Annotated in this window: 18 protein-coding genes; 7 read left to right on the top strand and 11 right to left on the bottom strand. The window is 75.6% G+C overall.

What is annotated here, in order from left to right; translation table 11 throughout:
* Positions 1-99 precede the first annotated feature (99 nt).
* From ABRQ22_RS12055 to ABRQ22_RS12030, 6 genes are all read right to left on the bottom strand, one after another.
* A complete protein-coding gene (locus ABRQ22_RS12055; RefSeq protein WP_253051542.1) occupies positions 100-513 on the bottom strand; it encodes a PRC-barrel domain containing protein in 414 nt (137 codons plus the stop codon).
* Entirely contained in the window at positions 510-938 is a 429-nt protein-coding gene (locus tag ABRQ22_RS12050; RefSeq protein ID WP_253051541.1) for a hypothetical protein, read from the bottom strand. Before ABRQ22_RS12050 ends, ABRQ22_RS12055 begins: the two co-directional genes overlap by 4 nt.
* Positions 935-2,164, bottom strand: a complete 1,230-nt coding sequence (locus tag ABRQ22_RS12045; RefSeq protein WP_353706906.1) for a divalent metal cation transporter — start codon at positions 2,162-2,164, stop codon at positions 935-937. Before ABRQ22_RS12045 ends, ABRQ22_RS12050 begins: the two co-directional genes overlap by 4 nt.
* Positions 2,161-2,685: a hypothetical protein gene (locus ABRQ22_RS12040; RefSeq protein WP_353706905.1), complete on the bottom strand. Its 525-nt coding sequence runs from the start codon at positions 2,683-2,685 to the stop codon at positions 2,161-2,163. Before ABRQ22_RS12040 ends, ABRQ22_RS12045 begins: the two co-directional genes overlap by 4 nt.
* A 77-nt stretch (positions 2,686-2,762) precedes the next feature.
* A complete protein-coding gene (locus ABRQ22_RS12035) occupies positions 2,763-3,779 on the bottom strand; it encodes a zinc-binding dehydrogenase (RefSeq protein ID WP_353706904.1) in 1,017 nt (338 codons plus the stop codon).
* 75 nt (positions 3,780-3,854) lie between these two features.
* The gene (locus tag ABRQ22_RS12030) at positions 3,855-4,589 is read right to left on the bottom strand and encodes an ANTAR domain-containing protein (protein WP_353706903.1); all 735 of its coding nucleotides are present in this window, start codon (positions 4,587-4,589) and stop codon (positions 3,855-3,857) included.
* Between the two features lie 162 nt (positions 4,590-4,751).
* On the opposite strand from ABRQ22_RS12030, the gene ABRQ22_RS12025 reads away from it, so the two are divergent.
* Together ABRQ22_RS12025 and ABRQ22_RS12020 are read left to right on the top strand one after the other, a co-directional pair.
* Entirely contained in the window at positions 4,752-5,381 is a 630-nt protein-coding gene (locus ABRQ22_RS12025) for a PAS and ANTAR domain-containing protein (RefSeq protein WP_353706902.1), read from the top strand.
* A gap of 75 nt (positions 5,382-5,456) precedes the next feature.
* The gene (locus ABRQ22_RS12020) at positions 5,457-6,122 is read left to right on the top strand and encodes a flavin reductase family protein (protein WP_353706901.1); all 666 of its coding nucleotides are present in this window, start codon (positions 5,457-5,459) and stop codon (positions 6,120-6,122) included.
* A gap of 139 nt (positions 6,123-6,261) precedes the next feature.
* Here the strand turns inward: ABRQ22_RS12020 and ABRQ22_RS12015 are convergent, their stop codons facing one another.
* A complete protein-coding gene (locus ABRQ22_RS12015; RefSeq protein WP_353706900.1) occupies positions 6,262-7,134 on the bottom strand; it encodes an alpha/beta hydrolase in 873 nt (290 codons plus the stop codon).
* A gap of 165 nt (positions 7,135-7,299) precedes the next feature.
* On the opposite strand from ABRQ22_RS12015, the gene ABRQ22_RS12010 reads away from it, so the two are divergent.
* The 3 genes from ABRQ22_RS12010 (at position 7,300) to ABRQ22_RS12000 (ending at position 15,478) form a co-directional block, all read left to right on the top strand.
* A complete protein-coding gene (locus ABRQ22_RS12010) occupies positions 7,300-9,312 on the top strand; it encodes a BTAD domain-containing putative transcriptional regulator (RefSeq protein ID WP_353706899.1) in 2,013 nt (670 codons plus the stop codon).
* 131 nt (positions 9,313-9,443) lie between these two features.
* Positions 9,444-14,570: a glycoside hydrolase domain-containing protein gene (locus ABRQ22_RS12005; RefSeq protein ID WP_353706898.1), complete on the top strand. Its 5,127-nt coding sequence runs from the start codon at positions 9,444-9,446 to the stop codon at positions 14,568-14,570.
* 200 nt (positions 14,571-14,770) lie between these two features.
* Positions 14,771-15,478, top strand: coding sequence for a hypothetical protein (locus ABRQ22_RS12000; RefSeq protein WP_353706897.1), 708 nt, complete (start codon positions 14,771-14,773; stop codon positions 15,476-15,478).
* A 7-nt stretch (positions 15,479-15,485) separates the two neighbouring features.
* On the opposite strand, the gene ABRQ22_RS11995 is transcribed toward ABRQ22_RS12000, so the two are convergent.
* The 3 genes from ABRQ22_RS11995 to ABRQ22_RS11985 form a co-directional block, all read right to left on the bottom strand.
* On the bottom strand, positions 15,486-17,168 hold the full coding sequence (locus ABRQ22_RS11995; RefSeq protein WP_353706896.1) for an ATP-dependent DNA ligase: 1,683 nt from the start codon (positions 17,166-17,168) through the stop codon (positions 15,486-15,488).
* 172 nt (positions 17,169-17,340) lie between these two features.
* Positions 17,341-18,372 (bottom strand): cation diffusion facilitator family transporter, encoded by a 1,032-nt coding sequence (locus ABRQ22_RS11990; RefSeq protein ID WP_353706895.1) that lies wholly within the window; start codon positions 18,370-18,372, stop codon positions 17,341-17,343.
* Positions 18,369-18,785 (bottom strand): metalloregulator ArsR/SmtB family transcription factor, encoded by a 417-nt coding sequence (locus tag ABRQ22_RS11985; RefSeq protein ID WP_353706894.1) that lies wholly within the window; start codon positions 18,783-18,785, stop codon positions 18,369-18,371. The genes ABRQ22_RS11990 and ABRQ22_RS11985 overlap by 4 nt, the downstream gene beginning before the upstream one ends.
* 147 nt (positions 18,786-18,932) lie before the next feature.
* Between ABRQ22_RS11985 and ABRQ22_RS11980 the strand changes: the two genes are divergently transcribed.
* Positions 18,933-20,117 carry an SLC13 family permease gene (locus tag ABRQ22_RS11980; RefSeq protein WP_353706893.1) on the top strand — a complete coding sequence of 395 codons (1,185 nt, stop codon included), beginning with the start codon at positions 18,933-18,935 and terminating at the stop codon, positions 20,115-20,117.
* Between the two features lie 65 nt (positions 20,118-20,182).
* Here the strand turns inward: ABRQ22_RS11980 and ABRQ22_RS11975 are convergent, their stop codons facing one another.
* Positions 20,183-20,728 (bottom strand): N-acetyltransferase, encoded by a 546-nt coding sequence (locus ABRQ22_RS11975; RefSeq protein WP_353706892.1) that lies wholly within the window; start codon positions 20,726-20,728, stop codon positions 20,183-20,185.
* 179 nt (positions 20,729-20,907) lie between these two features.
* On the opposite strand from ABRQ22_RS11975, the gene ABRQ22_RS11970 reads away from it, so the two are divergent.
* Positions 20,908-21,393: a hypothetical protein gene (locus tag ABRQ22_RS11970; protein WP_353706891.1), complete on the top strand. Its 486-nt coding sequence runs from the start codon at positions 20,908-20,910 to the stop codon at positions 21,391-21,393.
* Positions 21,394-21,404 lie beyond the last annotated feature (11 nt).

The following is a 21,404-nucleotide window of genomic DNA, read 5'->3' as shown; positions in this document are numbered from 1 at the left end:
GCTCGCAACGCGCCGAGCGCTGCGCCCCGGGCGGGCGCCGCACGCGGAGGTGCCTCTCCCGACCGGGAGTGCCTCTCGGGCCGGCCGTCGCGCCCGACGTCACGGCAGGGCGGCGTCGTCCTGCCGGTACCCCGGCGCGAGGCGGACCTCGCCCTGCCCGACGGCGGCGACGTCGTCCCACGGCACGAGGAACGTCCCGCGGTGCCGGCGACGCACGAGCTGCGGGACCGGCCACGGAGCGGTGACGCCCGTGCGTTCGTACCCGAGGAACGACCCGCCCGTGCGCGGGCTCACGAGGATCCCGACGACGCGCGCCCGCCCGACCCGGCTGCGTCGCCGGACGCTCGCGCTCAGGGCACGGTCCTCCGGGTGCGCGTCGTCGGGGTCGTCCCCGGCGTCGGACGGGCCGCCGTCGGGCAGCGTGTCGAGCGCGAGCCGGACGTCCACGAGGAAGCCGAGGCCCTCGCCGTCCGGGCCCAGGACGTGCGCGTCGAGCAGGTCGCCGAGGATCACGGTTCCTCCTCGGGGTCGTGCCGGCCGCCGGGGACGCGGCCGACGACGTGCTCGCGCAGCCAGTCCTCGGTCCAGTGCAGGTCGAGCGAGTCCGCGCGGACGGTGAGCTCGAGCGCCGTCCCCACGTGCCCGACGTCGGCCCACCGGACCCGTTCCCAGCGTGACGCGGGCGGTCGGCCGCCGAGGAGGCGCGTCACGAGCACCGGGCCGGTGAGGATCGCGCCGACCTCCGCCGGCTCGCCGGGCACCGCGTCGCGCGGCCCGTCGTCCCGAGCGCTGCCGTCCGCGCCGTCCGTGGCGACGAGCTCGAGGTCGTCGACGGTCGTGACCGGCTCGCCGTCGACGTCGAGCACCTGGCGGCTCAGCAGGTGCAGGCGCGCGTCCACGACGCGCACCCCCGTCGGCGTGGAGGCGTCCCGGCTCATGACCCCGCTCCCGTCGCGATCATCAGGGGTATCGCCGCGACGGCCGCGGCGACCACGATCACCAGGTACACCATGCCCAGCGCGTTGGTCGCGCGCCCGTTGACGTGCTCGCCCATGTACTCCGGGTCGTTCGCGACGAGGAGGATCGGCACGTACGTGAGGGGCAGCGCGACGGCGGAGAACACGACGGACATCTCGGTGACCGCCACCGGGTCGACGCTCGTCATGAGGATGGCGACGGCCAGGAGCAGCGCGACCACCATCGTGACGTGGAAGCGCGCGGCGCGGGCCGGGCGGCGGAACTTCCCCCACGACCAGCCGAGGTACTGCGCGAGCGTGTACCCGCTCGACAGCGCGGTCTCCAGCGCCGCGCCGAACGTCGCCGCGACGATCCCGACGATCACGACCGCGAGCAGGAGCGTCCCGCCGGCCTCGGCCACGGGCAGCACGATCTGCGACAGCGACGACACCTCGATGCCCGCCGGCAGGAGCACCACGGCCGCGCACGCGGCGATCGCGACGGACAGCAGCCCGCCGAGCGGGAACCCGACGAGCACGTTGACCCGGTTCTGCGCGAGGTCCTTCGCGGTCCACCCCTCCTCGACGGCGCCGGACGAGAAGAAGAACACCTCGTACGGCGTCATCGCGGCCCCGAACAGCGCGACGGCGTAGTACCAGTACGTCGCGACGTGCTCCGTCGCCGGGGGAGAGGGCGGCACGGCCTGGCGCAGCAGCTCGCCCCAGTCCGGGCCGAGCAGGAAGAGCGCGACCCCGAACCCCACGAGCAGCAGCCCGAGCAGCCCCGCGACGTTCTCCATGACCTGGAACTTCACGCGCCACAGCACGAGCCAGACGGCGAGCGCCGCCACCGGGACCCACAGCCGCGGCTCGACGCTGCTCGCGAGGTGCAGCGCGAGCGCGATGCCGCCCACCTCGGCCGTGAGCGTGAGCAGGTTGATCGCGAACGACGACGCGAGGTTCGCGCCCGCCGCGCGGGGGCCGAGGCGCTCGCGGATGATCTCGAACGTCGCGCGCCCGCTCACCGCCGCCACGCGGCCGGACATCGACGCGAACAGGCAGATGCCGACCACGCCGACGACCACGACCCACACGAGCGACAGCCCGAACCGCGACCCGACGACGGCGTTCGTGACCAGGTCCCCGATGTCGACGAACCCGCCGATCGCCGTGAGGATGCCGAGCGCGACCCCGAGGAGCCGCTTCACGCGCCACCCGCCAGGGCCAGGGCCGTGTCCACGTCGTCGGCGGCGCGGGCGAGGTCGGCCTCGAGCTCGGACGCCGTGAGGGGGACCCCGCCGGCCTCCGACAGGTCGCCGCCCGCCTCGCGCGCGACCCACGCGCGCGCCGCGACCACCTCGCGCGTCGCGTCCGCGACGGCCACCAGACCGGCGTCGCGCTGCGCGGACGACACGTCGTCGGGCGGGACGAGGGTCGTGAGCGCCGTGGTGGACTCCTCGAGCACGCGCACCTGGTCCAGCACCGCGGCGTCCGCGACGGGCGTGGTGACGCGGTCGGCGTCGAGCAGGCGCACGGTGAGCCGCGTCGTCTCGACCGCCGACCCGGCCTGGGCGAGCGCGTCGGCCACGGCCGCGGTCGCCTGCCCGGGGTCCTGCCGGCTCACCGTGCAGCCCGCGGTCGTCCCGAGCACGAGCACGAGCGCGAGCACGAGCGCGTGCGCGTGCCTCGGCACGGCCCCGGAGCGGGTGATGCGCGCGCGACGTCCCACGTCAGCGATGGTCCCGCCGGGAGCCGCTGCTCGCACACGGACGGCCTCGTCGGTGGCGCGGGCGTCCGTGGCCGGCGTCAGGGGCGCAGCAGGGACTTGATCGCGCGGCGCTCGTCCATCGCGGCGTAGCCCTCGGCCGCGTCGTCGAGCGACAGCTCGAGGTCGAACACGCGCGCGGGGTCGATGCGACGCTCGAGGACGAGGTCCATCAGCTCGGGCAGGTACCGGCGGACCGGCGCCGGACCGCCCGACCAGTGCACGTGCCGGTAGAACATGTCGACGACGGGGAGCTCGACGCCGTGCGGCAGCCCGACGACGCCGACGTGTCCGCCGGGGCGCACGGCCCCGAGCGCCTGGGCCACCGACTCCGGCGTGCCGACCGCCTCCACCACGCCGTGCGCGCCGAGCCCGTCGGTGAGATCCAGGACGCGCGCGACGCCGTCGTCGCCGCGCTCGGCGACGACCTCGGTCGCGCCGAACGCCCGCGCGAGCTCCTGGCGAGGCGCGTGCCGGCTCATGGCGATGACCTGCTCCGCCCCGAGCTGCGCGGCGGCGAGGACCGCGAGCAGGCCGACGGCGCCGTCGCCCACCACCACGATCGACCGGCCCGGTCCCGCCTGCGCCTCGCGGGCGCCGAACCAGCCGGTGCCCAGCACGTCGGACGCGGTGAGCAGCCCGGGCAGCAGGTCGTCGTCGGGACGTTCGGGCGTCGCGACGAGCGTCCCGTCGGCGAGCGGGACGCGCAGCAGCTCGGCCTGGGCGCCGCGCACGGGCTCCCGGTGGACGCACGACGTCTGGTAGCCGGCGCGGCAGATCGGGCACGTGTTGTCGGACGCGAAGAACGACCCGACGACGAGCTCTCCCGGGCGCACGGTCCGGACGTCGGCGCCCACCTCCTCGACGGTGCCGACGTACTCGTGACCCATCGCCACGGGGTGGTCGATCGGGTTCGCCCCGCGGTACGTCCACAGGTCCGAGCCGCACACGCACGCGGCCTCGACGCGCACGATCGCGTCGGTCGGTGCGAGCAGTCGCGGGTCGTCGCGCTGCTCGACGCGGACGTCGTACGGGGCGTGGATGACGGTCGCGCGCACGGCGGCTCCCCTCGGGCGGACAGGACGACGCCGTCGAGCCTAAGGCTGCCCGGCCGGGCCCGCTCGGGTCGTGCGTCAGGGCTCCTCGGCCCGCTGCGTCCGGACGGTGTCGCTCGCGTCGTACGTGAAGCTCAGGCGTCGTCCGACGACCTCCTCGGCGACCTCCTCGAGCGTGGCCGACCGAGCGAAGGCGTGAGCCCGGAGCACGGCGAGCGCGTCGCGGGGCGCGACCCGGAGCTGGACCGTGACCATCCCCGTCGCCTGGTGCACCTCGGCGCGCGTCGACCAGTCGAGCGACTCCAGGTCGGCCAGGAGCGACAGCCCGACGACGTCAGCGAGGAACTGCACGTCGCCCGCCTCGCGCGCGAGCGTGGTGGAGGCGGTGAACAGGCTGAGCACCCCCACGACCTGGCCACCGGCGTGCATGGGGACGGCGTGGTACGTGGCGGGCCCGCTGATCGGTCCGACGACGCGGGAGAACACCGGGAAGGCGCCGCCGTCACGGCTCCCGTCGGCCTCGCGCACCACGACGCGGTCCTCGGCCAGCGCGAGCTGGGCTGGCCCCTCGCCCAGGGTCTCCTCGAGGTCCTCGACGCGCGCCGCGACCCCGTCGGCCGTGGCGACCGTGAGCCGCTCGTCCGCCGTCGCCGCGACCGTCAATGCGGCGCTCTCGGCGCCGAGCGCCGTGGCGCACGCCTGACACATGCGCTCGGGCATCGGCAGGTCGCCGTCGGCCTCGGCGAGCGCTCGGACGAGGAGGCCCAGCAGCTCCGACGCGCCCACGTCCGCCTCCGTCCGGTCCTCGTGCACCTCGTCCAGTTTTCCACCACCCCGGGCGCTCGCTCGGCGACCCACCTGCACCGTCGGAGCACCGTGCAGGCGGCGGGTTGCAGAAACATCGCGTCGGACTACAGTCCGGGTCTTGAGTCTGGACCTGGCTCACGACCCGCTGAACCACGACGGAGACGACCCATGTCCCTGGAGGATCACGCCACGCTGCACCCGCTGTCCCTCGCCGACGACACGACCCTGGGGCAGTACCGGGTCGACCTCGCGACCGACACCTGGTGGTGGTCGGCCGAGACGTACCGCCTGCACGGCTTCGAGCCGGGCGACGTCGTGCCGACGACGTCGCTCGTGCTGGCCCACAAGCACCCCGACGACCGTGAGCGCGTCCGGGACGTGCTGGAACGCGCACGGCGGGACGGCGCACCCTTCTCGAGCCTGCACCGCATCATGGACGCGCGCGGCAGGGAGCGTGTCCTCGTCGTCGTCGGCCAGGGGCGGCGCGACCGCGACACGGGTCGGGTCGTCGAGCTGCTCGGGTACTTCGTCGACGTGACGCGACCGGTCCGTGCGCAGGCCGGACGCCAGGCGCAGCGGGATATCACGGCCGCGGCCGACAGCCGGGGCCCGATCGAGCAGGCGAAGGGGGTCGTGGCCGCGACGCTCGGGGTCCGGCCCGAGCAGGCGTTCGCGCTCCTCAAGCGCGCGTCGAACGAGCGCAACGTCCGTCTGCGCGAGCTCGCGCGGCAGGTCGTCGAGGAGGGCACGCGGCCCGACGACGACCGCGCCGACCGGGTCGCCGTGCTGTTGTCGTAGGCGCCGCCGTCGCGCCCCGGACGCGACGTCCGACGGCCGCCAGACGTCGCGTCCGCGCGCGGCGAGGCTGGGTCCGTGACCACCACCTCGACCCGCCCCGCCCCGTCGCACGTCGTGATCGACCCGGGGATCCTGTACTTCGGCACGCCGGTCGCGCTGCTCAGCACGGTGAGCACCGACGGCCGCGTCAACCTCGCCCCGATGTCGTCGGTGTTCTGGCTGGGCCGCACGGCGGTGCTCGGCCTCGGCGCGCGCTCGCAGACGGCGCTGAACCTCCTCGCGACGCGCGAGGTCGTCGTGAACCTGCCCTCGACGGCCGAGGTCGACGCCGTCGACCGCCTCGCCCTGACGACCGGGCGGGACCCGGTCCCGGAGCGCAAGGCGTCCGTCGGGTACCGCTACGAGTCGGACAAGTTCGCGCGCGCGGGGCTGACGCCCGTCGCGTCGGACACGGTCGCGCCGCCGCGCGCCGCGCAGTGCCCCGTCGCGGTCGAGGCACGGCTCGTGCACGCCCACCCGCTCGGGCGCGACGATCCCGCCCGCGCCGGGTCGCTCGTCGCGTTCGAGGTGCGCGTGACGCGGGTGCACGTCCACGAGAGCGTCCGCATGCCGGGGACCGCGCACCGCGTCGACCCCGACCGGTGGCGTCCGCTCCTCATGAGCTTCCAGCGGTTCTACGGCCTCGGGCCCGAGGCGCACCCGTCGCGCCTCGCGACGATCGACGAGGACTGGTACCGCTGAGACGGACGCGCGACAGGTGCGCGAGATCGGCCCGAGCGTCCGAGATCGACCCTCAGGGGGTCGACCTGACGACGGGTGGGTCGATCTCACGGTGGTGCCCGGGGCTGACGTCCGCAGGGCGGATCGCGGGGCCGGCCGGTCAGCGCCGGCCGAGCGCCCGCACGACCGCCGCGACGTCGGCCGGGGCCTCCTCGGCCATGAAGTGGCCGGCCGTCGTCGTGAGGTGCTCCAGGTCCGGTGCCCAGCGCCGCCAGACGCCCGCGGCGTCGTACCCGAGCTGCGCGCCCCAGTCCTGCTGCACCACGGTGACCGGCATGGCCAGCCGGTCCCCGGCGTCGAGCGACGCCTGGTCGTGCTCGACGTCGACGGTCGCCGTCGCGCGGTAGTCCGCGACGATCGAGTCGACGGCGTCCCGGCTCGCCGCGAGGTAGTGCGCGCGGACGTCCGCGGGGATCGCCGCGGGGTCCTGGGTCCACGCGTCGAGGAAGAACCCGAAGAACGCGTCGGCGCTGTTGCGGATCATCGCCTCGGGCAGGCCCGGCGGCTGGGCCATGAGGTAGAGGTGGAACGCGACCGCGGCGTCCACGCCGTGCAGCACGCCCCACGTGTCGAGCGTGGGCACGACGTCGAGGATCCCGAGGTGGCTCACGCGGTCCGGGTGGTCGAGCGCGGCGCGGAACGCGACGAGCGCACCCCGGTCGTGGCCGACCAGGGCGAACCGGTCGACGTCCAGCGCGTCGGCGAGCGCGACGACGTCGGCGCCCATGGCGCGCTTGGCGTAGACGTCGGGCGTCGTCGCGGCGGGCTTGGCGCTGTCGCCGTACCCGCGCAGGTCGGGTACGACGACACGGTGGTCGCGCGCGAGGTCCGGGGCGACGTGCCGCCACATGTGGCGGGTCTGGGGGAAGCCGTGCAGCAGGACGACGGTCGGGCCGTCGCCCGCGGTCTCCGCGCGCAGCGCGACGCCGGGCGCGACCTCGACGGTGCGGGTCTCGAAGCCGGGGATGTGCATGGGTGGGTCCTCTCTCGGGTGGTTCGGGCCGCCGGAGGTCGTGCCGGGCGGCTCGCGACCATCCTCGGAGCGGCGGATCAGCGTCCGATCAGTGCCGCGCGCCGCCCGGGCCGCGCGCACGCCGCCCTCGTCGCCGCCGCGGCACGGCCCGGCGAGAATGGCCGGGTGGTGGAGCTGCGCATCGAGGTGCTCGGGCCGGTCCGGCTGCTGCGCGACGGCGCGGAGGTCGACCCGGGCGGCCCGCGTCAGCGCGAGCTCCTGGCGCGGCTGGCGGCCGCGCGCGGCCGTCCGGTGTCGTTCGAGCGGCTCGCGGCGGACCTGTGGGACGACGCCGCGGAGCGCGACCTCCGCGCCCGGCGCGGTGCCCTCGCGACGTTCGTCGGCGACCTGCGCTGTCGTCTGGAACCCGAGCGCGCACCGCGCACGCGGCCGCGCGTCCTCGTCACCGAGCACGGCGGCTACGCGCTGCGGGTCCCGGACGGCGCGCTCGACGCGGCACGCCTGGAGGCGGCCGTCGCCCCGGTCGGTGGACGCACGACGCACGGCCTGGCCGCCGCGGCACCCGGCGCCACGCCGGGGCTCGGGGTCGGGGACGCGCCGTCGGACACGCGTGCGCTGCAGGACGCGGTCGCGGCGTGGCGCGGGGAGCCGTACGCCGACCTGCCGGACCGCGCGTGGGTGCGGGCGGAGCGGCGGCACCTCGCCGAGGTGCACGCGCGGGCCGTCGAGCTGCTCGCGGAGGCGCTGCTCGCGGACGGGCGCCCGGGCGAGGCGGTCGCCGCGCTCGACGCGCACGCCGCCGCGCACCCGTGGCGCGAGCACGCGTGGGCGCTGCTCGCGCTCGCGCTGTACCGCGAGGGGCGCCAGACGGACGCGCTCGCCGTCGTGCGCGGCGCGCGTCGCCGGCTCGCCGACGAGATCGGCCTCGACCCAGGACCGGAGCTCGTGCGGCTCGAGCGCGACCTGCTCGCCCAGGCGCCGGCGCTCGACGGCCCGACGCCGGGTGCCCGCCTCGCGGTCACGGCCCCGACCTCGCGCGCCCAGCTGCGGTCCACGGTCGACGTCGCGCGCACGCTCGCGATCGCCGGGGGAGACCACCTCGCGACCGCACAGCAGCAGCGGGTCGCCGCGGCGCTCGCGGCCGAGGCGACGGGCGACCCGGTGCTCACCGCGCGCACGGTCACGGCGTACGACGTCCCGGCGGTCTGGACCCGGAGCGACGACCCCGAGGCGGCCGACGTGCTCGTCGGCGTGGCGCGGCGCACGTTGCACCGGCTGGGCCCCGAGGCGAGCCCGGTGCTCCGCGCGCGCCTGCTCGCCGTCGTCGGGATCGAGCACCGGGGGACGCGCGACGCGTGGGCCTGGGCCGCGGCCCAGGACGCGGTGGGCGTCGCGCGCGCCGTCGGCGACCCGGGGACGCTCGCGCTCGCGCTCAACGCCCGGTTCCTCCAGTCGTTCCAACGTCCGGGCGCGGCCGCCGAGCGCGAGACGACCGGCGCCGAGCTCGTCGCGCTCGCCGCCGCCCACGACCTGCCGACGTTCGCGATCCTCGGGCACCTCGTCCGGATGCAGGCCGCCGCGGGGGCCGGGCGGTTCGGCGACGCCGACGCCCACGCCGCGGCGGCGGAGGACGTGGCGGCCGGGTACGAGTCGCCCGTCGTCCCCATGCTCACGGCCTGGTACCGGGCGATGCGCGACGCCGAGACCTCCTCGCCCGACGCCGCGGCGCGCGCGTACCGGGCCGCCGACGACCTGCTGGCCGGGGTGCGCATGCCGGGCGTGCGCGACGGGCTGCTCCCGCTCGCGCTGCTCACGGTGCGGCTCCGCCACGGCCGCCCGCTCGCCGGGCTCGGCGACCCGGGGCCGTACGCGCCGTGGGTCGCGCCGCTGCTCGCGCTCGACGCGGGCGACCGCGAGGCCGCCGCGGACCTGGTCCGCGCAGCCCCTGAGCCTCCGGCCGACCACCTGCGCGAGCTGCGGTGGGCGCTCGTGGCCGAGGCCGCCGTCCGGCTCGGGGGCGCCCGCCTCGCGCGGCGTGCCCGGGACGCGCTCGCGCGCACCCCGGACGAGCTCGCGGGAGCCGGGTCGGGGCTCGTGTCGCTCGGCCCGGTCCGGGCGTGGCTCGACCGTCTCGGCCCGGTCGCGGACGGTGCGAGCGGGCGCCCGGGCGGCGGGTAGCGCCGCGGGGACGACCGTCCGTCGGGCAGGTGAACTTCGGGGGCGGGGTCTTGAGGTCGGCGGGGACGACACGTACCGTGAGGGCGGCGAGGCGGAGCAGCCTCGGCACGACCCCCCCAAGGAGAACTCTCGTGGCCAGACCATCTGCCGCGCGTCTTGACAGCGCTGTCGGACGACGCGGGGCCAGCCCGACGTCCGACCCCCATCCCCGACGAGGCCGCAGCCGGCTCGGCGGAGCCCTCGCCGGGGCTCTGGCCGCCGCGCTCGCCGTCGGCGTCCTGCCGCCCGCCGCCGCGGTCGCGGCCCCCGTGGTGCCCGCCGCCGAGAGCGACCTCGCGTCGCTCGTCGACGTGTTCGTCGGCACCGAGGGCGACTACGGCAACGACATGCCCGCCGCGCAGGCGCCCAACGGCCTGGCCAAGGTGAACCCGCGCACGACGCCGGGGCGCAACAACACCGGATACGACTACGCGCAGTCCAAGATCTCGGGCTTCACGCACACCAACCTCGACGGGGTGGGGGGCTCCGGCGGCGGCGGTGACATCCTCGTGGTCCCGACCTCCGGGTCGTACACCGCGCGGCCGGGCACGGGCACGTACGCGCACACCTTCTCGCACGACGACGAGCAGGCCGGCCCGGGCTTCTACTCCGTCGGGCTCGGCAACGTCGCGGGCAAGGACGGCGCCATCGCGGCCGCGCCGGGCACGATCGAGGCCGAGGTCGCGGCGACCACGCGCTCGGGCGTGCACCGCTACGCGTTCCCCGAGGGCTCGACGCCGAGCCTCGTCGTCGACCTCGAGACCAACAACACGAGCCGCCGCTCGTCCTCGGTGCAGGTCGAGACGCGCGCGGACGGCACCGTCGAGCTGTCCGGCCAGGTCACGGGCTACTTCTACAACGCCGCCTACACGCTCTACTACACCGCGCGCACGCTGCAGCCCGCGACGGTGCAGACGTGGGGCGACGACGACAAGCTCGTCGACGCGACGTCCCAGGACGGCGTCGACACGGGCGCGATCCTCACGTTCGACCCGGCCGACGCGGGGGACGTCGGCCTGCAGGTCACGCTGTCGCCGGTGAGCGTCGAGCAGGCGCGGACCGACCAGGCGGTCGAGCTCGGTGACCTGTCGTTCGACGCGATCCGCGACCGCACGCGCGCCGAGTGGAACGCGACGCTCGGGCGGGTCGCGATCGACGCCTCGACGGCGACCGACCCGACGGGCGAGCTCCAGCAGCTCTTCTACACGCACCTGTACCGCATGTTCGCCATGCCGATGAACGCGACCAGCACGTCCGGCACCTACCGCGGCGTCGACGGCGCGGTGCACGCGGCGCAGGGCTTCACGTACTACGACTCGTGGGCCACGTGGGACGACTTCCGCAAGTTCTCCGTCATCGCCTACATCGACCCGGCGCTGTACCGCGACATGGTGCAGTCGCTCGTCTACCTGTTCGCGGACGCCGAGGCGACCGGCACGGGCAGCGGCCTCGGCGGGTTCGTGCACTCGGTCCCGACGGTCCGCTGGGAGCGGTCGTCCGTCGTGGTCGCGGACGCGATCGCGAAGGGGTTCGACGGGTTCGACCGCCTCGACGAGGCGTACCCGGCGCTCAAGCGGCTCGCCGGGCAGTACAGCGCGGACGAGCTCCAGCGCGGCTACGTGGCGGGCAACCCCGGCGCGTCGGTGCAGCGCGGCTACGACCAGTACGGCCTCTCCGTGATCGCGGACGAGCTCGGCCTGACGGACGAGGCGCAGACGATGCGCGAGCAGGCGTCGTGGCCGATCGAGAAGCTCACCAAGCCGGGCGCGTGGACCGCGGCCGACGGCACGCAGGTCGGCCTCCTCACCCCGCGCGCCGCCGACGGCTCGTGGCAGAGCGCCGACTACGCGAAGTTCGAGGCCGCGAGCCTCTACCAGGGCACGCTCTGGCAGTACCACTGGTACGACGCGTACGACATGGACGCGCTCGTCGAGGCGATGGGCGGCCCCGAGGCGGCGCGCCTCGCGATGCGCCACATGTTCGGCGAGCACGCACCGGACGACGGCAAGGCCATGCTCCACTCGAACGCCAACGAGATCGACCTGCAGGCGCCGTACCTCTTCAACTACACGGGCGAGCCGAGCCTCACGCAGAAGTGGGCGCGCGCGATCTACACGAAGGAGACCTGGAACAGGTACATCGCGACCGGCTCCTCCAGCGCGGTCCCGAGCGGCGGCGGGGAGTTCACGCCGCCCGTGAAGACGAAGGTCTACCAGCTCGACCCGCGCGGGATGCTCCCCACGATGGACAACGACGCGGGCACGATGTCGACGATGTTCGTCGCCGCGGCCGTCGGCCTGTTCCCGGTGACCGCCGGGTCGGACGAGTTCCAGATCGGTTCGCCGTTCTTCGACTCCACGACCATCACCTACGACGACGGCAGCGCCTTCACGGTCACGGCCGACGGCGTCTCCGAGGACGCGTTCTACGTCCAGTCCGCGACGCTCGACGGCGCACCGTTCGGCAACACGTGGGTCGACTACGCGACCGTGATCGGGGGCGCGGACCTCGCGTTCCGCATGGGCGAGCAGCCGAGCGACTGGGGCACGGACACCGAGCCCGCGTTCTCGATGAGCACCGCCACCGACGAGCCCGCCGAGGGACCGCGCGTCAGCGCGGACCCCACGACCGTGCAGACCGGCGACGGCGGCGCGCTCGACGCGACCGTGACGCTCACGCTCGACGGCGCGCGGTTCGCCGCGTCCGCCGGCACGGACCTCGTCGAGAGCGGGGCGGCGAACGTCGTCGGGCTGCCCGACGGCGTCACGGCGGCCGTGACGGTCGCGTCGCCGACCGCGCTCACGGTCTCCCTGACGGGGACGGCGTCCGCCGACGCGCGCTTCTACGTCCACCTGGGCGACGGTGCGCTCGCCGACGGCGTCGCCGCGTCGTCGCTGCGCGGGCAAGGCGTCTCGGTGCTCTCCCCGCTGCGCCTGTCCGTGGCGTCCGCCGAGCGCGACGCGCTCGCCGGGCTCGTCGACGACGCCGTGCTCGTGCGGCACGGGAACTACTCCTCGGTGACGTTCGACCGGTTCTCCACCGCGCTGACCCAGGCGCAGGACGCCCTCGCGGACGAGGCCGCGACGAGCATCGCGCTGCGGTTCGCGGCCGACCGGCTCGGCGCGGCGATCGACGCGCTCGACCTCACGGGCGGCGGCTACCGCACGCTCGAGGCCGAGCAGTCCGAGGCGTGGTCGGGCGGCGAGCTGAAGAACGAGGCGAACAGCTCGTCGGGCAACCTCGGCGGCGTGCGCTCCGGGTCGTGGGTGCAGTACCGCGACATGACCTTCGAGACCGCGGCCGGGAACACGCCGCCGCGCTTCCTCACGGTCCGCTACGACACGAGCTTCGCCCCGACGGACACGCCGAGCACCGTGCGCGTGCACGCGGGAGAGGTCGACGGCCCCGTGGTCGCGACCGTGGACCTCAAGGGCACGAGCGGCTGGGGCAAGTACACCGAGGTGACGGCGGAGCTCGGCGACGTCCAGGCGCTCGTCGACGCGAAGGCCGTCACGTTCGAGCTGCTCGCCCCGTCGGGGCGGAACTGGGTCGGCAACTTCGACTGGTTCCGCTTCAGCGCCGAGGACCCGTCGGCCCCCGGCCAGCCGGGCGAGTCGCCGACCGTGACGATCGAGGCCGAGGACTGGACCGCGAACTCCGGTCGCGGGCTCAAGAAGGAGTCCTCGACGTGGACGAGCGGGCCGGTGACGAACGTCGGCGGCACCGCGGACGGCGACTGGATCGCCTACGGGCCGGTCGACCTCGGTGAGCTCCCGCTCGGCGAGCTGTCGGTCCACTACGTGCACAACTCGAACCGGTCGGGGAACAACTCGGCGCTGTCGGTGTACCTCGACGCGTTCGACCCGGCGAACCCGGGCGAGCCGTTCGTCACCGTGCCGCTGCCGACGACCGGGTCGAGCTGGACCTCGGACGGGACGGCGACCGTCGTCCTGCCGCAGACGGTGCAGGGGACGCACGAGGTGTTCGTGCGCCTGTCGACCGAGGCGTACGCCGACCACCCGTACGTCGCGAACCTCGACAGCCTGACGTTCGCGCCGGGCGGCCCGACGTCGGTCGTCGTCGAGTCCGAGGCCTGGACCTCGAACTCGGGCCGCGGGCTGAAGAACGAGAGCTCGACGTGGACGAGCGGGCCGGTGACGAACGTCGGCGGGACCGCGGACGGCGACTGGCTCGCCTATGGCGAGATCGACCTCGGCTCCGCCGCGCTCGACCAGCTCTCCGTGCACTACGTGCACAACTCGAACCGGTCTGGGCGCAACTCCGCGCTGTCGGTGTACCTCGACGCGTTCGACCCGGCGAACCCGGGCGAGCCGTTCGTCACCGTCCCGCTGGCCAACACCGGGTCGAGCTGGACGACGGACGGCACGGCCGTCGTCGACCTGCCGACCGCGGTCCGCGGCAAGCACCAGGTGTGGGTGCGCCTGTCCACCGAGGCGTACGCCGACCACCCGTACGTCGCGAACCTCGACAGCATGCGGTTCTTCACCGACGCGTACGAGGTCGAGGTCCCGCCGACCGACACGGCCGCGCTCGCGGCGTCGGTCGAGGACGCCGCGGCGTTCGTGGCGGAGATCGAGCGGTACGGCCGGATCGATGCGGGCGTCTTCTCGCGCGAGCTCACCGCCGCGCGGTCGCTCCTCGCCGACGCCGGCGCCGCCCAGGCGCAGGTCGACGAGCGGGCGCGCCGTCTCGGGCTGGCGACCGACCAGCTCGTGCCGGCCGAGCGTCGTCGGCTCGAGAACCTCGTGACGAGCGCGGAGGCCCTGACCGACGACGGGTACAGCCCCGAGTCGTGGCAGGCGTTCCGCACGGCGCTCGCCGCGGCGACCGAGACCCGGGACGACGCCGCCGCGTCGGACGAGGCGCTGCGCGACGCGCGCCTCGCGCTCCAGGGCGCGATCGACGCCCTGGAGGAGCCGGCCGACGTCGAGCTCGTCGAGGTCACGCTCAGCCCGCGCTGCCTGGCCGGGAAGCCGTACGTGGCGGTCCGCGCGGTGAACGTCTCCGACGCCACGGTGGACGTCGAGCTCGCCTCGGCGCTCGGGGCCAAGACGTTCACGGACGTTGCGCCCGGGGCGAACGCCTACCAGTCGTTCGCGGCGCGCGGCGTGACCGGTGACCTCGTGGTCACCGTGACCGCCACCGGTCCCGACGGCGAGCAGACGGTCGAGCAGACGGTCACGATCCCGACCTGCTGACCCGCACCCGACGTGCCCGCGTCACGGCCTCGTGCCGTGACGCGGGCACGGTCGTCTCCCGGGACGGACGGGGCTCGGGCGTGCGGAAGAATGCGCGGGGGTCGGCCCCGGTCGAGGGCCGGGACGGGGAGGCGTGCGATGGCGGTCGTCGTGTTCGGAGCGCCGGGTCGCGGCGCGGCGCGGGTCAGGACGGCGCGCCCGTGAGCCCGCGCGGCGGCTGGTGGCCGTTCGGAAGGCGAGGGGAGGAGCGGCCCTCCGCCGAGCAGGCCGCCGCGGCCGAGGCGCAGACGCGCCTGCTGGGCGTGCTGGCGCAGGAACTGGCGGCGGCCCAGACCGAGCCGTGGGACGAGCTGTCGTACCGCGCGTTCGTCGTGGCCGACCGGACGCAGTCGCACGTGTCGCTCCGCGGCGCGTGGCCACCGCCCCTCGCGCAGAAGCCGACCTCCTCGACGTTCGCGGAGGCGCTCGCCGAGCTGCGGGCGGCGACGGCGGCGCCCGGCCGGGGGGCCTGGTTCACCATTTCCATGACGGTGCGCGCCGACGGCGAGGTCGACGCGTCGTTCGACGTCGACACCGAACCCGGCTTCCTGCCCCCGGCCGGCCCCGCCGACTTCGCCCGCGACCTGGAGCGGTTCCCGCGGTCGGTCGAGGCGCAGCCGACCTGGCTGCGCGAGCGGCTCTCGTGGGCACGGCTGACGCCCGAGCAGAGGTCACGCGCCGAGGCCGGGGTGGGTGCGCTCCAGCCGTACCCCGCGCTCGGCGGGAGCCGACCGCTGTTCACCGTGACAGTGACGCCGGAGGACGACGTCGTCGACGTGCTCGACCACGCGACCGGCCGGCGAGCGCTCGTCGACCGGGACGGCACCGTCCGGCTCGTCGCGCCGGACCCCTCGGCCCGCCCGCGCTGACCACCCCCTACCGCACGAGCGCGCGCACCGCGTCGATCGTGTCGGCCTCGTCGGCGGTCTTGTCGTCGCGGTAGCGCAGCACGCGCGCGAACCGGAGCGCGAGGCCGCCGGGGTAGCGGGTGGACCGCTGGAGCCCGTCGAACGCGATCTCGACGACCTGCTCTGGCCGGACGTGCACCACGTACCCGTCGTCGGACGTCTCCAGCTCGCGGAACCGGCGCGTCTGCCACTCCAGCATCTCGTCCGTCATGCCCTTGAACGTCTTGCCGAGCATGACGAACCCGCCGTCGGGGTCGCGCGCGCCGAGCCAGATGTTGGACAGCCACCCGCGGCGGCGGCCCGAGCCCTGCTCGACCGCGAGCACGACGAGGTCGAGCGTGTGCCGCGGCTTGACCTTGACCCAGCCCGCGCCGCGCCGCCCGGCCGCGTAGGGGGTGTCGAGCGACTTCACCACGACGCCCTCCTGCCCCTCGGCCACCGCGCCCTCGAAGAACGCGGTCGCGGCGTCGGGGTCGGCGGTGACGAGGCGCCGCACGGCGTGGGGGCCCGCCACGTCGTCGAGCACCGCGAGCCGGTCGCGCAGCGGCTCGTCGAGCAGGTCGCGGCCGTCGACGTGCAGCGCGTCGAAGAAGAACGGCGACAGCTCGAGCGACGCCGCGAGCTCGGCCTCCTCGGCTGCGCTCCGCTCGCCCTGGGTCGCGGAGCGGGCGGCGGTCTCCTGGAACGGGCGCGGGACGCCGTCGGGCCCGACGACGAGCGCCTCGCCGTCGAGCACGAGCGCCCGGGCCGGGAGGGACCGCGTCGCGGCGACGATCTCCGGGACGCGCTCGGTGATGTCGTCGAGCGAGCGCGTGAAGACGCGCACGTCGTCGCCGTCGCGGTGCACCTGGATGCGGATCCCGTCGAGCTTGACGTCCACGGCCACCGCGGTGCCTGACGGCGGGTGCTCGCCCCCGGCATCGTCGTCGCCGTCCTCGGCGGCCGCCCCGGGTCCGGCGCCGAGCTTCTCGAGCGCGGCGCCGACGTCGGGCGCCGACTGCGCGAGCATCGGCCGGACGGGGCGGCCCACCGTGAGCCGGAACGTCGCGAGAGCCTCGGTCGCGGACTCGGGGCTCCCGGCCGTGAGCGCGGCGCGCGCGACCGGTCCCGTCGCGCCCGCGAGCATGACCGCGCGACGCACCGCGTCGGCGGGTACCCCGGCGGCCTCCGCGACGGCGTCGACCACGACCGAGTCGAGCGCGCCCTGTCGCAGCTCGCCCGAGACGAGCCCCGCGAGGAGCGACTGCTCGCGCGCCGTCGCGGCACCGAACAGCGCCGCGGCCTCGGCCTGGCGGGCCGTCGCCGAGCCGGGGCCGGAGAGGTCGGCCATGTGCGCGAACGCGGCATCGACCGCGGTCAGGGTGAGGCTCGGCTCCTCGGCCGGGGTGGGCAGGTCGCGCAGCGAGCGCCACCCGAGTCCCGTGCGCCGCTGGCGCAGCTCGCCCGCGAGGTACGCGACGGCGATCTCGACCTCGTCGCGCCCGCTCCCGCCGTCGGTACCGTCCGCGGTGCCGGCCGTACCGGCCGGGCCGGCCGGGCCGACGTCGGCGGCGACGCGGCGCAGCAGGTCCGCGATCGCCGCGCGCTTGGCGAGGCGCGAGCGGGTGGCGGCGACGGCGTCGGACGTGGCGGCGACCTCGGCGAGCAGCATGCTCCATCCTCACGCCGACCACCCACGTCCGCCCGTGCTCCCGCCGGTGCCGAACCCGGGGTCCCTCCCGACGATCGCCGCCCCGTGGGGAGGAACCCCGGGTTCGGCGGCCCAGGGGAGCGCCCAATCGGGAGCGAGCCCCGGTTCGGCGGCGCGGGACGCCGGCGGCCGGTCAGCGGGCGGGCGCCACTACGACGTCGACCGTCCCGACCGACGGCAGCGCGCCCCGCAGCCTGGCCTCGGCTGCGGCCGAGGTCCGGTCGGCGACGGCGACCGGCGTCTGCGGCGGCACGAGGACGCGCGCCTGGACGGCCAGGCGGTGGCCCGACCAGCGCAGCCGGACGTCGTCCACACCCTGCAGCCCGTCCACGCCGTCGAGCGCGTGGCGCGCCCGGTCCGTGAGGTCCGGGTCGACGCCGTCGAGGAGCCGGCGCCCGACGTCGCGCGCGGTGCCCCACAGCAGCACGAGGATCGCGGCGGTGATGAGCAGGCCGACGAGCGGGTCCGCGAGGGGGAGACCGGCGAGGACGCCGAGCGCGCCGAGCACGACCGCGAGCGACGTGAACCCGTCGGTGCGCGCGTGCACGCCGTCCGCGACGAGCGCGGCGGAGCCGATGCGGCGACCCACCCGGATGCGGTACACGGCGACCGCCTCGTTGCCCGCGAAGCCGACGATCCCCGCCGCGATCACCCAGCCCAGGTTGTCCACAGGTTGGGGATCCGCGAGGCGTCGCACCGCCTCGTTGCCCGCGACGACCGCCGAGAGGGCGATCATCGCGACGATGAACAGGCCCGCGAGGTCCTCGGCCCGGCCGTAGCCGTGGGTGTACCGGCGCGTCGCCGCGCGGCGGCCGAGCACGAACGCGATCCACAGCGGCACGGCCGTGAGCGCGTCGGAGAGGTTGTGGACGGTGTCCGCGAGCAGCGCGACCGAGCCGCTGACCGCGACGATGCCGAGCTGCGCCAGCGCCGTCGTGCCCAGCACGACGAGCGACACCTTGACCGCCCGGATGCCCTGCCCGCTCGCGACGAGCTCGTCGTCGATCGAGTCGGCCGCGTCGTGCGAGTGCGGCACGAACACCTCGTGCAGCCAGCCGCGCAGCCCGGCCGGGTGAGGATGGTCGTGGTCGTGGTCGTGGTCGTGGTCGTGGTCGTGGTCGTGGTCGTGGTCGTGGTCGACGGCGGCCGGGCGGGTCGTGCTCATCGGTCCGCCGCCGTGGACGTGGCGGTCCCGGCGGCGGGGGAGGAGCCGTCGACCGTGGCGTGCGCGTCGTCGGCGTGGTGCGCGGGGTGGTCGTCCACGGCGTGCTGCGCCTGGAAGACGGCCTGGGTCACGAGCGTCCGCGCGTGCTCGTCGACGAGCGAGTAGAAGACGCGGTTGCCCTCCTGCCGGGCGCGGACGATGCGACCCCAGCGCAGCTTGGCGAGGTGCTGCGAGACGGCCGTCGGCGACTTGCCGACGATCTCTGCGAGCGCGTTGACCGGCAGCTCGGTGTCGCGCAGGGCGAGGACGATCCGGACGCGCGTCGCGTCCGCGAGCAGCGAGAACACCTCCGCCGCGAGCTCGACGTACTGGCTCTCCACCCCGAAGGTGCACGCCTTCATATCTTCACGCATACGCAGATACTAACGGAGTCCGCACGCCCACGAGGCCGAACCCGGGATCGCTCCCCACCGGCGCGGCGTCGTGGGGACCGACCCCGGGTTCGGCGGTTCGGGGGCGGCCCTGATCCGTGGCCGTGTCGCGAGACTTACGATCGCGACGTGAACGCCTCGGGAGCACCGGCGCGCCGCCGTGTGCCGCTGTGGCTCGTCGCGGCGGTGGTCGTCGTCGTGCTGCCCGCGACCGGGCTGCTCCCCGCCGCCGACGCGCGCGACCTGCTCGCGCGGACCGGCCCGGTGCTGGTCTTCCTGCTCGCGATCACGGTCGTCGCCGAGCTGTGCGCGGGCGCGGGCCTGTTCGACGCCGTCGCCGGGCGGGCGGCGCGGCTCGCCCGGGGGCGGCGGCTCGCCCTGTGGGGGCTCGTCGTGGTCCTCGCGACGGCGAGCACGGTCGTGCTGTCGCTCGACACGACGGCGGTGCTCGTCACGCCCGTCGTGCTCGCCCTCGCGCGCCGCACGGGCACGAGGCCCCTGCCGCTCGCCCTCACCGTGCTCGCGCTCGCCAACACGGCGTCGCTGCTCCTGCCCGTCTCGAACCTGACCAACCTGCTCGCGGCGCACCGGTTCGGCACCGGGTACGTCGGGGTGATGTGGGCGCCCGCGCTGGCGGTCCTCGCCGTCACGATCGTGGTCCTGCTCGTGTTGCACGGCCGTGACCTGCGCGGACGCTTCACGCTCGGGGGAGCCGGCCCGACGCCGCCCGACCAGGTGCTCCTCCGGGTCACCGCCGCCGTCGTCGCGCTCCTCGCGGTCGCGTTCGCGCTCGAGCTGCCCGTCGCGCCGACGGCGCTCGCGGGCGCCGCGGTGCTCGCCCTCGCGACGTGGTGGCGGCGCGTGCAGCCCCTCGTGCCCGTGCGGGAGATGCTGCCGTGGCGGTCGGCGCTCGTCGTCGCCGCGCTGTTCGTCGTCGTCGAGACGTGGCACGCGCACGGGCTCGGCGACCTCCTCGCCGCCGTCGCCGGCACGGGCACCGGCCCGGGCGACCTCGCGCGGCTCGCCGCGACCGGCGTCGTCGCGGCGAACCTCGTCAACAACCTGCCCGCGTTCCTCGCGCTGCTGCCCGCGGCGGGGGAGAGCGTCGACCGGCTCGCGACCCTGCTCGTCGCGGTGAACGCCGGGCCGCTCGTCACGCCGTGGGCGTCGCTCGCGACCGTGCTGTGGTGGCAGCAGTACCGCCGCCACGCGTTCGAGCAGGGGCCGCCGCCCACGTGGCACGTGGTCCGGCAGGGCCTCGTGCTCGCGCCCCTGACGGTCGCTGCGGGCGTCGCCGTCGTGGCGTTCGGCTAGGCAGAGGGGCGCGCTCGGCGCCCGGGAGGCGTCCCGTCGTCGTGCGCACGCCGCCCGGCCTCACGTCACAGGCGGTCGAACGGGGCGGCGTAGGTGAACCGGCCCGCGTACTCGTCGCGCCACGCGCTCAGGGCGCGCGCCTGGAAGTAGTCCCCCCACGCCGGCTCGGGAGCCTCGATCCCGAGGGCGCTCGCGGGCACGAACCCGAACCGGGAGTAGAGGGCCGGCTCCCCGAGCAGCACCACGACGGGTTCCGCGAGGGCGTCCGCCGCGCCGAGGATCGTGTGCATCAGCGCGGAACCCACTCCGCGCTGCTGGTGGTCGCGACGGACGCTGAGCGGCCCGAGCCCCAGCGCCGGCCGGTCCCCGAGCCGCCCGCGGGTGGCGACCACGTGTCCGACCACCTGCGGGTCGGGGCGCCCGGTCTCGGCGACCAGCGACAGCTCCGGGACCCACCCGCTGTCCTCGCGCAGCCACCCGACCAGGGTGGCCTCGCCGGGTGCGCCGTCCGGCTCGACGGACGGGGCGGCGTGCTCGACCGCGGAGAACGCGTCCGCGGTGACCGCCCGGATCGCCGGGACGTCGGACGGGCGCTCGCGTCTGATCAGCATGCCGACACTCTCGACGCGTGCGCACCCGGGGGCAACGGAAAATCGCCACCGAATGCACCGTCACCGTCCGAGGCCATCTGGTTCTCCGAGCGCCCTGGGGGTGGCCCACCCCGGCGGCCCGTGGAGTCTCGGCACGGCCTCGGGCATGATGCGTGGCAGGTCGACGACGGGGAGGACGCATGGAAGAGCGAGACGTCGACGACAGGCCGTGGCCGGCACGACCACGGGGCCCGCGCCCGCCGGTCTGGGTCGGGACGGCCGCCGTCGTCGTCGGGGCGCTCGTCGTCGTCGTGGCGCTGGTGTCACGGCTCTCCGGCGGTGGTCGAGACTGCCCGGCGATCGCCTATCCCAGCCTCCTCGAGGTCGTGCTGACGGGAGAGACCGCCGACGTGGCGCACGTGCAGCTGAGCAACGGCGACGGCGAACCGTGGTACCCGCCGCTGCCGACGGATCCTGGGACCGCAGAACCCGCACTCTCGCCGGGACGGGAGGGGGACACCTGGACCTTCACGTTCTCCTCCCCGAGGAACCCGATCGGGCTCCGTGCGCTCGACGCCGCCGGAGTCGTCGTCGCCGAGACGAAGAAGTCCGTCGAGATGGTCCGCACCGGAGGGTCGGAGGCGTGCGGTGGTCCGATGCAAGGCCGCATCGGCTGGGCGCTCTGACGCCCACCTCG

Source organism: Cellulosimicrobium sp. ES-005 (assembly GCF_040448685.1).
GTDB classification, from domain to species: Bacteria; Actinomycetota; Actinomycetes; order Actinomycetales; family Cellulomonadaceae; genus Cellulosimicrobium; species Cellulosimicrobium cellulans_G.
The sequence above is the reverse complement of the archived record's forward strand: the minus strand, read 5'-3'. Positions and strand labels throughout refer to the sequence as shown.

What these genes read in the sequence shown, in the direction of transcription:
- ABRQ22_RS12050 (WP_253051541.1), bottom strand. Translation starts at nt 938, where the DNA reads ATGAGCCGGGACGCCTCCACGCCGACGGGGGTGCGCGTCGTGGACGCG.
- ABRQ22_RS12025 (WP_353706902.1), top strand. Translation starts at nt 4,752, where the DNA reads ATGTCCCTGGAGGATCACGCCACGCTGCACCCGCTGTCCCTCGCCGAC.
- ABRQ22_RS12015 (WP_353706900.1), bottom strand. Translation starts at nt 7,134, where the DNA reads ATGCACATCCCCGGCTTCGAGACCCGCACCGTCGAGGTCGCGCCCGGC.
- ABRQ22_RS11995 (WP_353706896.1), bottom strand. Translation starts at nt 17,168, where the DNA reads ATGCTGCTCGCCGAGGTCGCCGCCACGTCCGACGCCGTCGCCGCCACC.
- ABRQ22_RS11990 (WP_353706895.1), bottom strand. Translation starts at nt 18,372, where the DNA reads ATGAGCACGACCCGCCCGGCCGCCGTCGACCACGACCACGACCACGAC.
- ABRQ22_RS11985 (WP_353706894.1), bottom strand. Translation starts at nt 18,785, where the DNA reads ATGCGTGAAGATATGAAGGCGTGCACCTTCGGGGTGGAGAGCCAGTAC.
- ABRQ22_RS11975 (WP_353706892.1), bottom strand. Translation starts at nt 20,728, where the DNA reads ATGCTGATCAGACGCGAGCGCCCGTCCGACGTCCCGGCGATCCGGGCG.
- ABRQ22_RS11970 (WP_353706891.1), top strand. Translation starts at nt 20,908, where the DNA reads ATGGAAGAGCGAGACGTCGACGACAGGCCGTGGCCGGCACGACCACGG.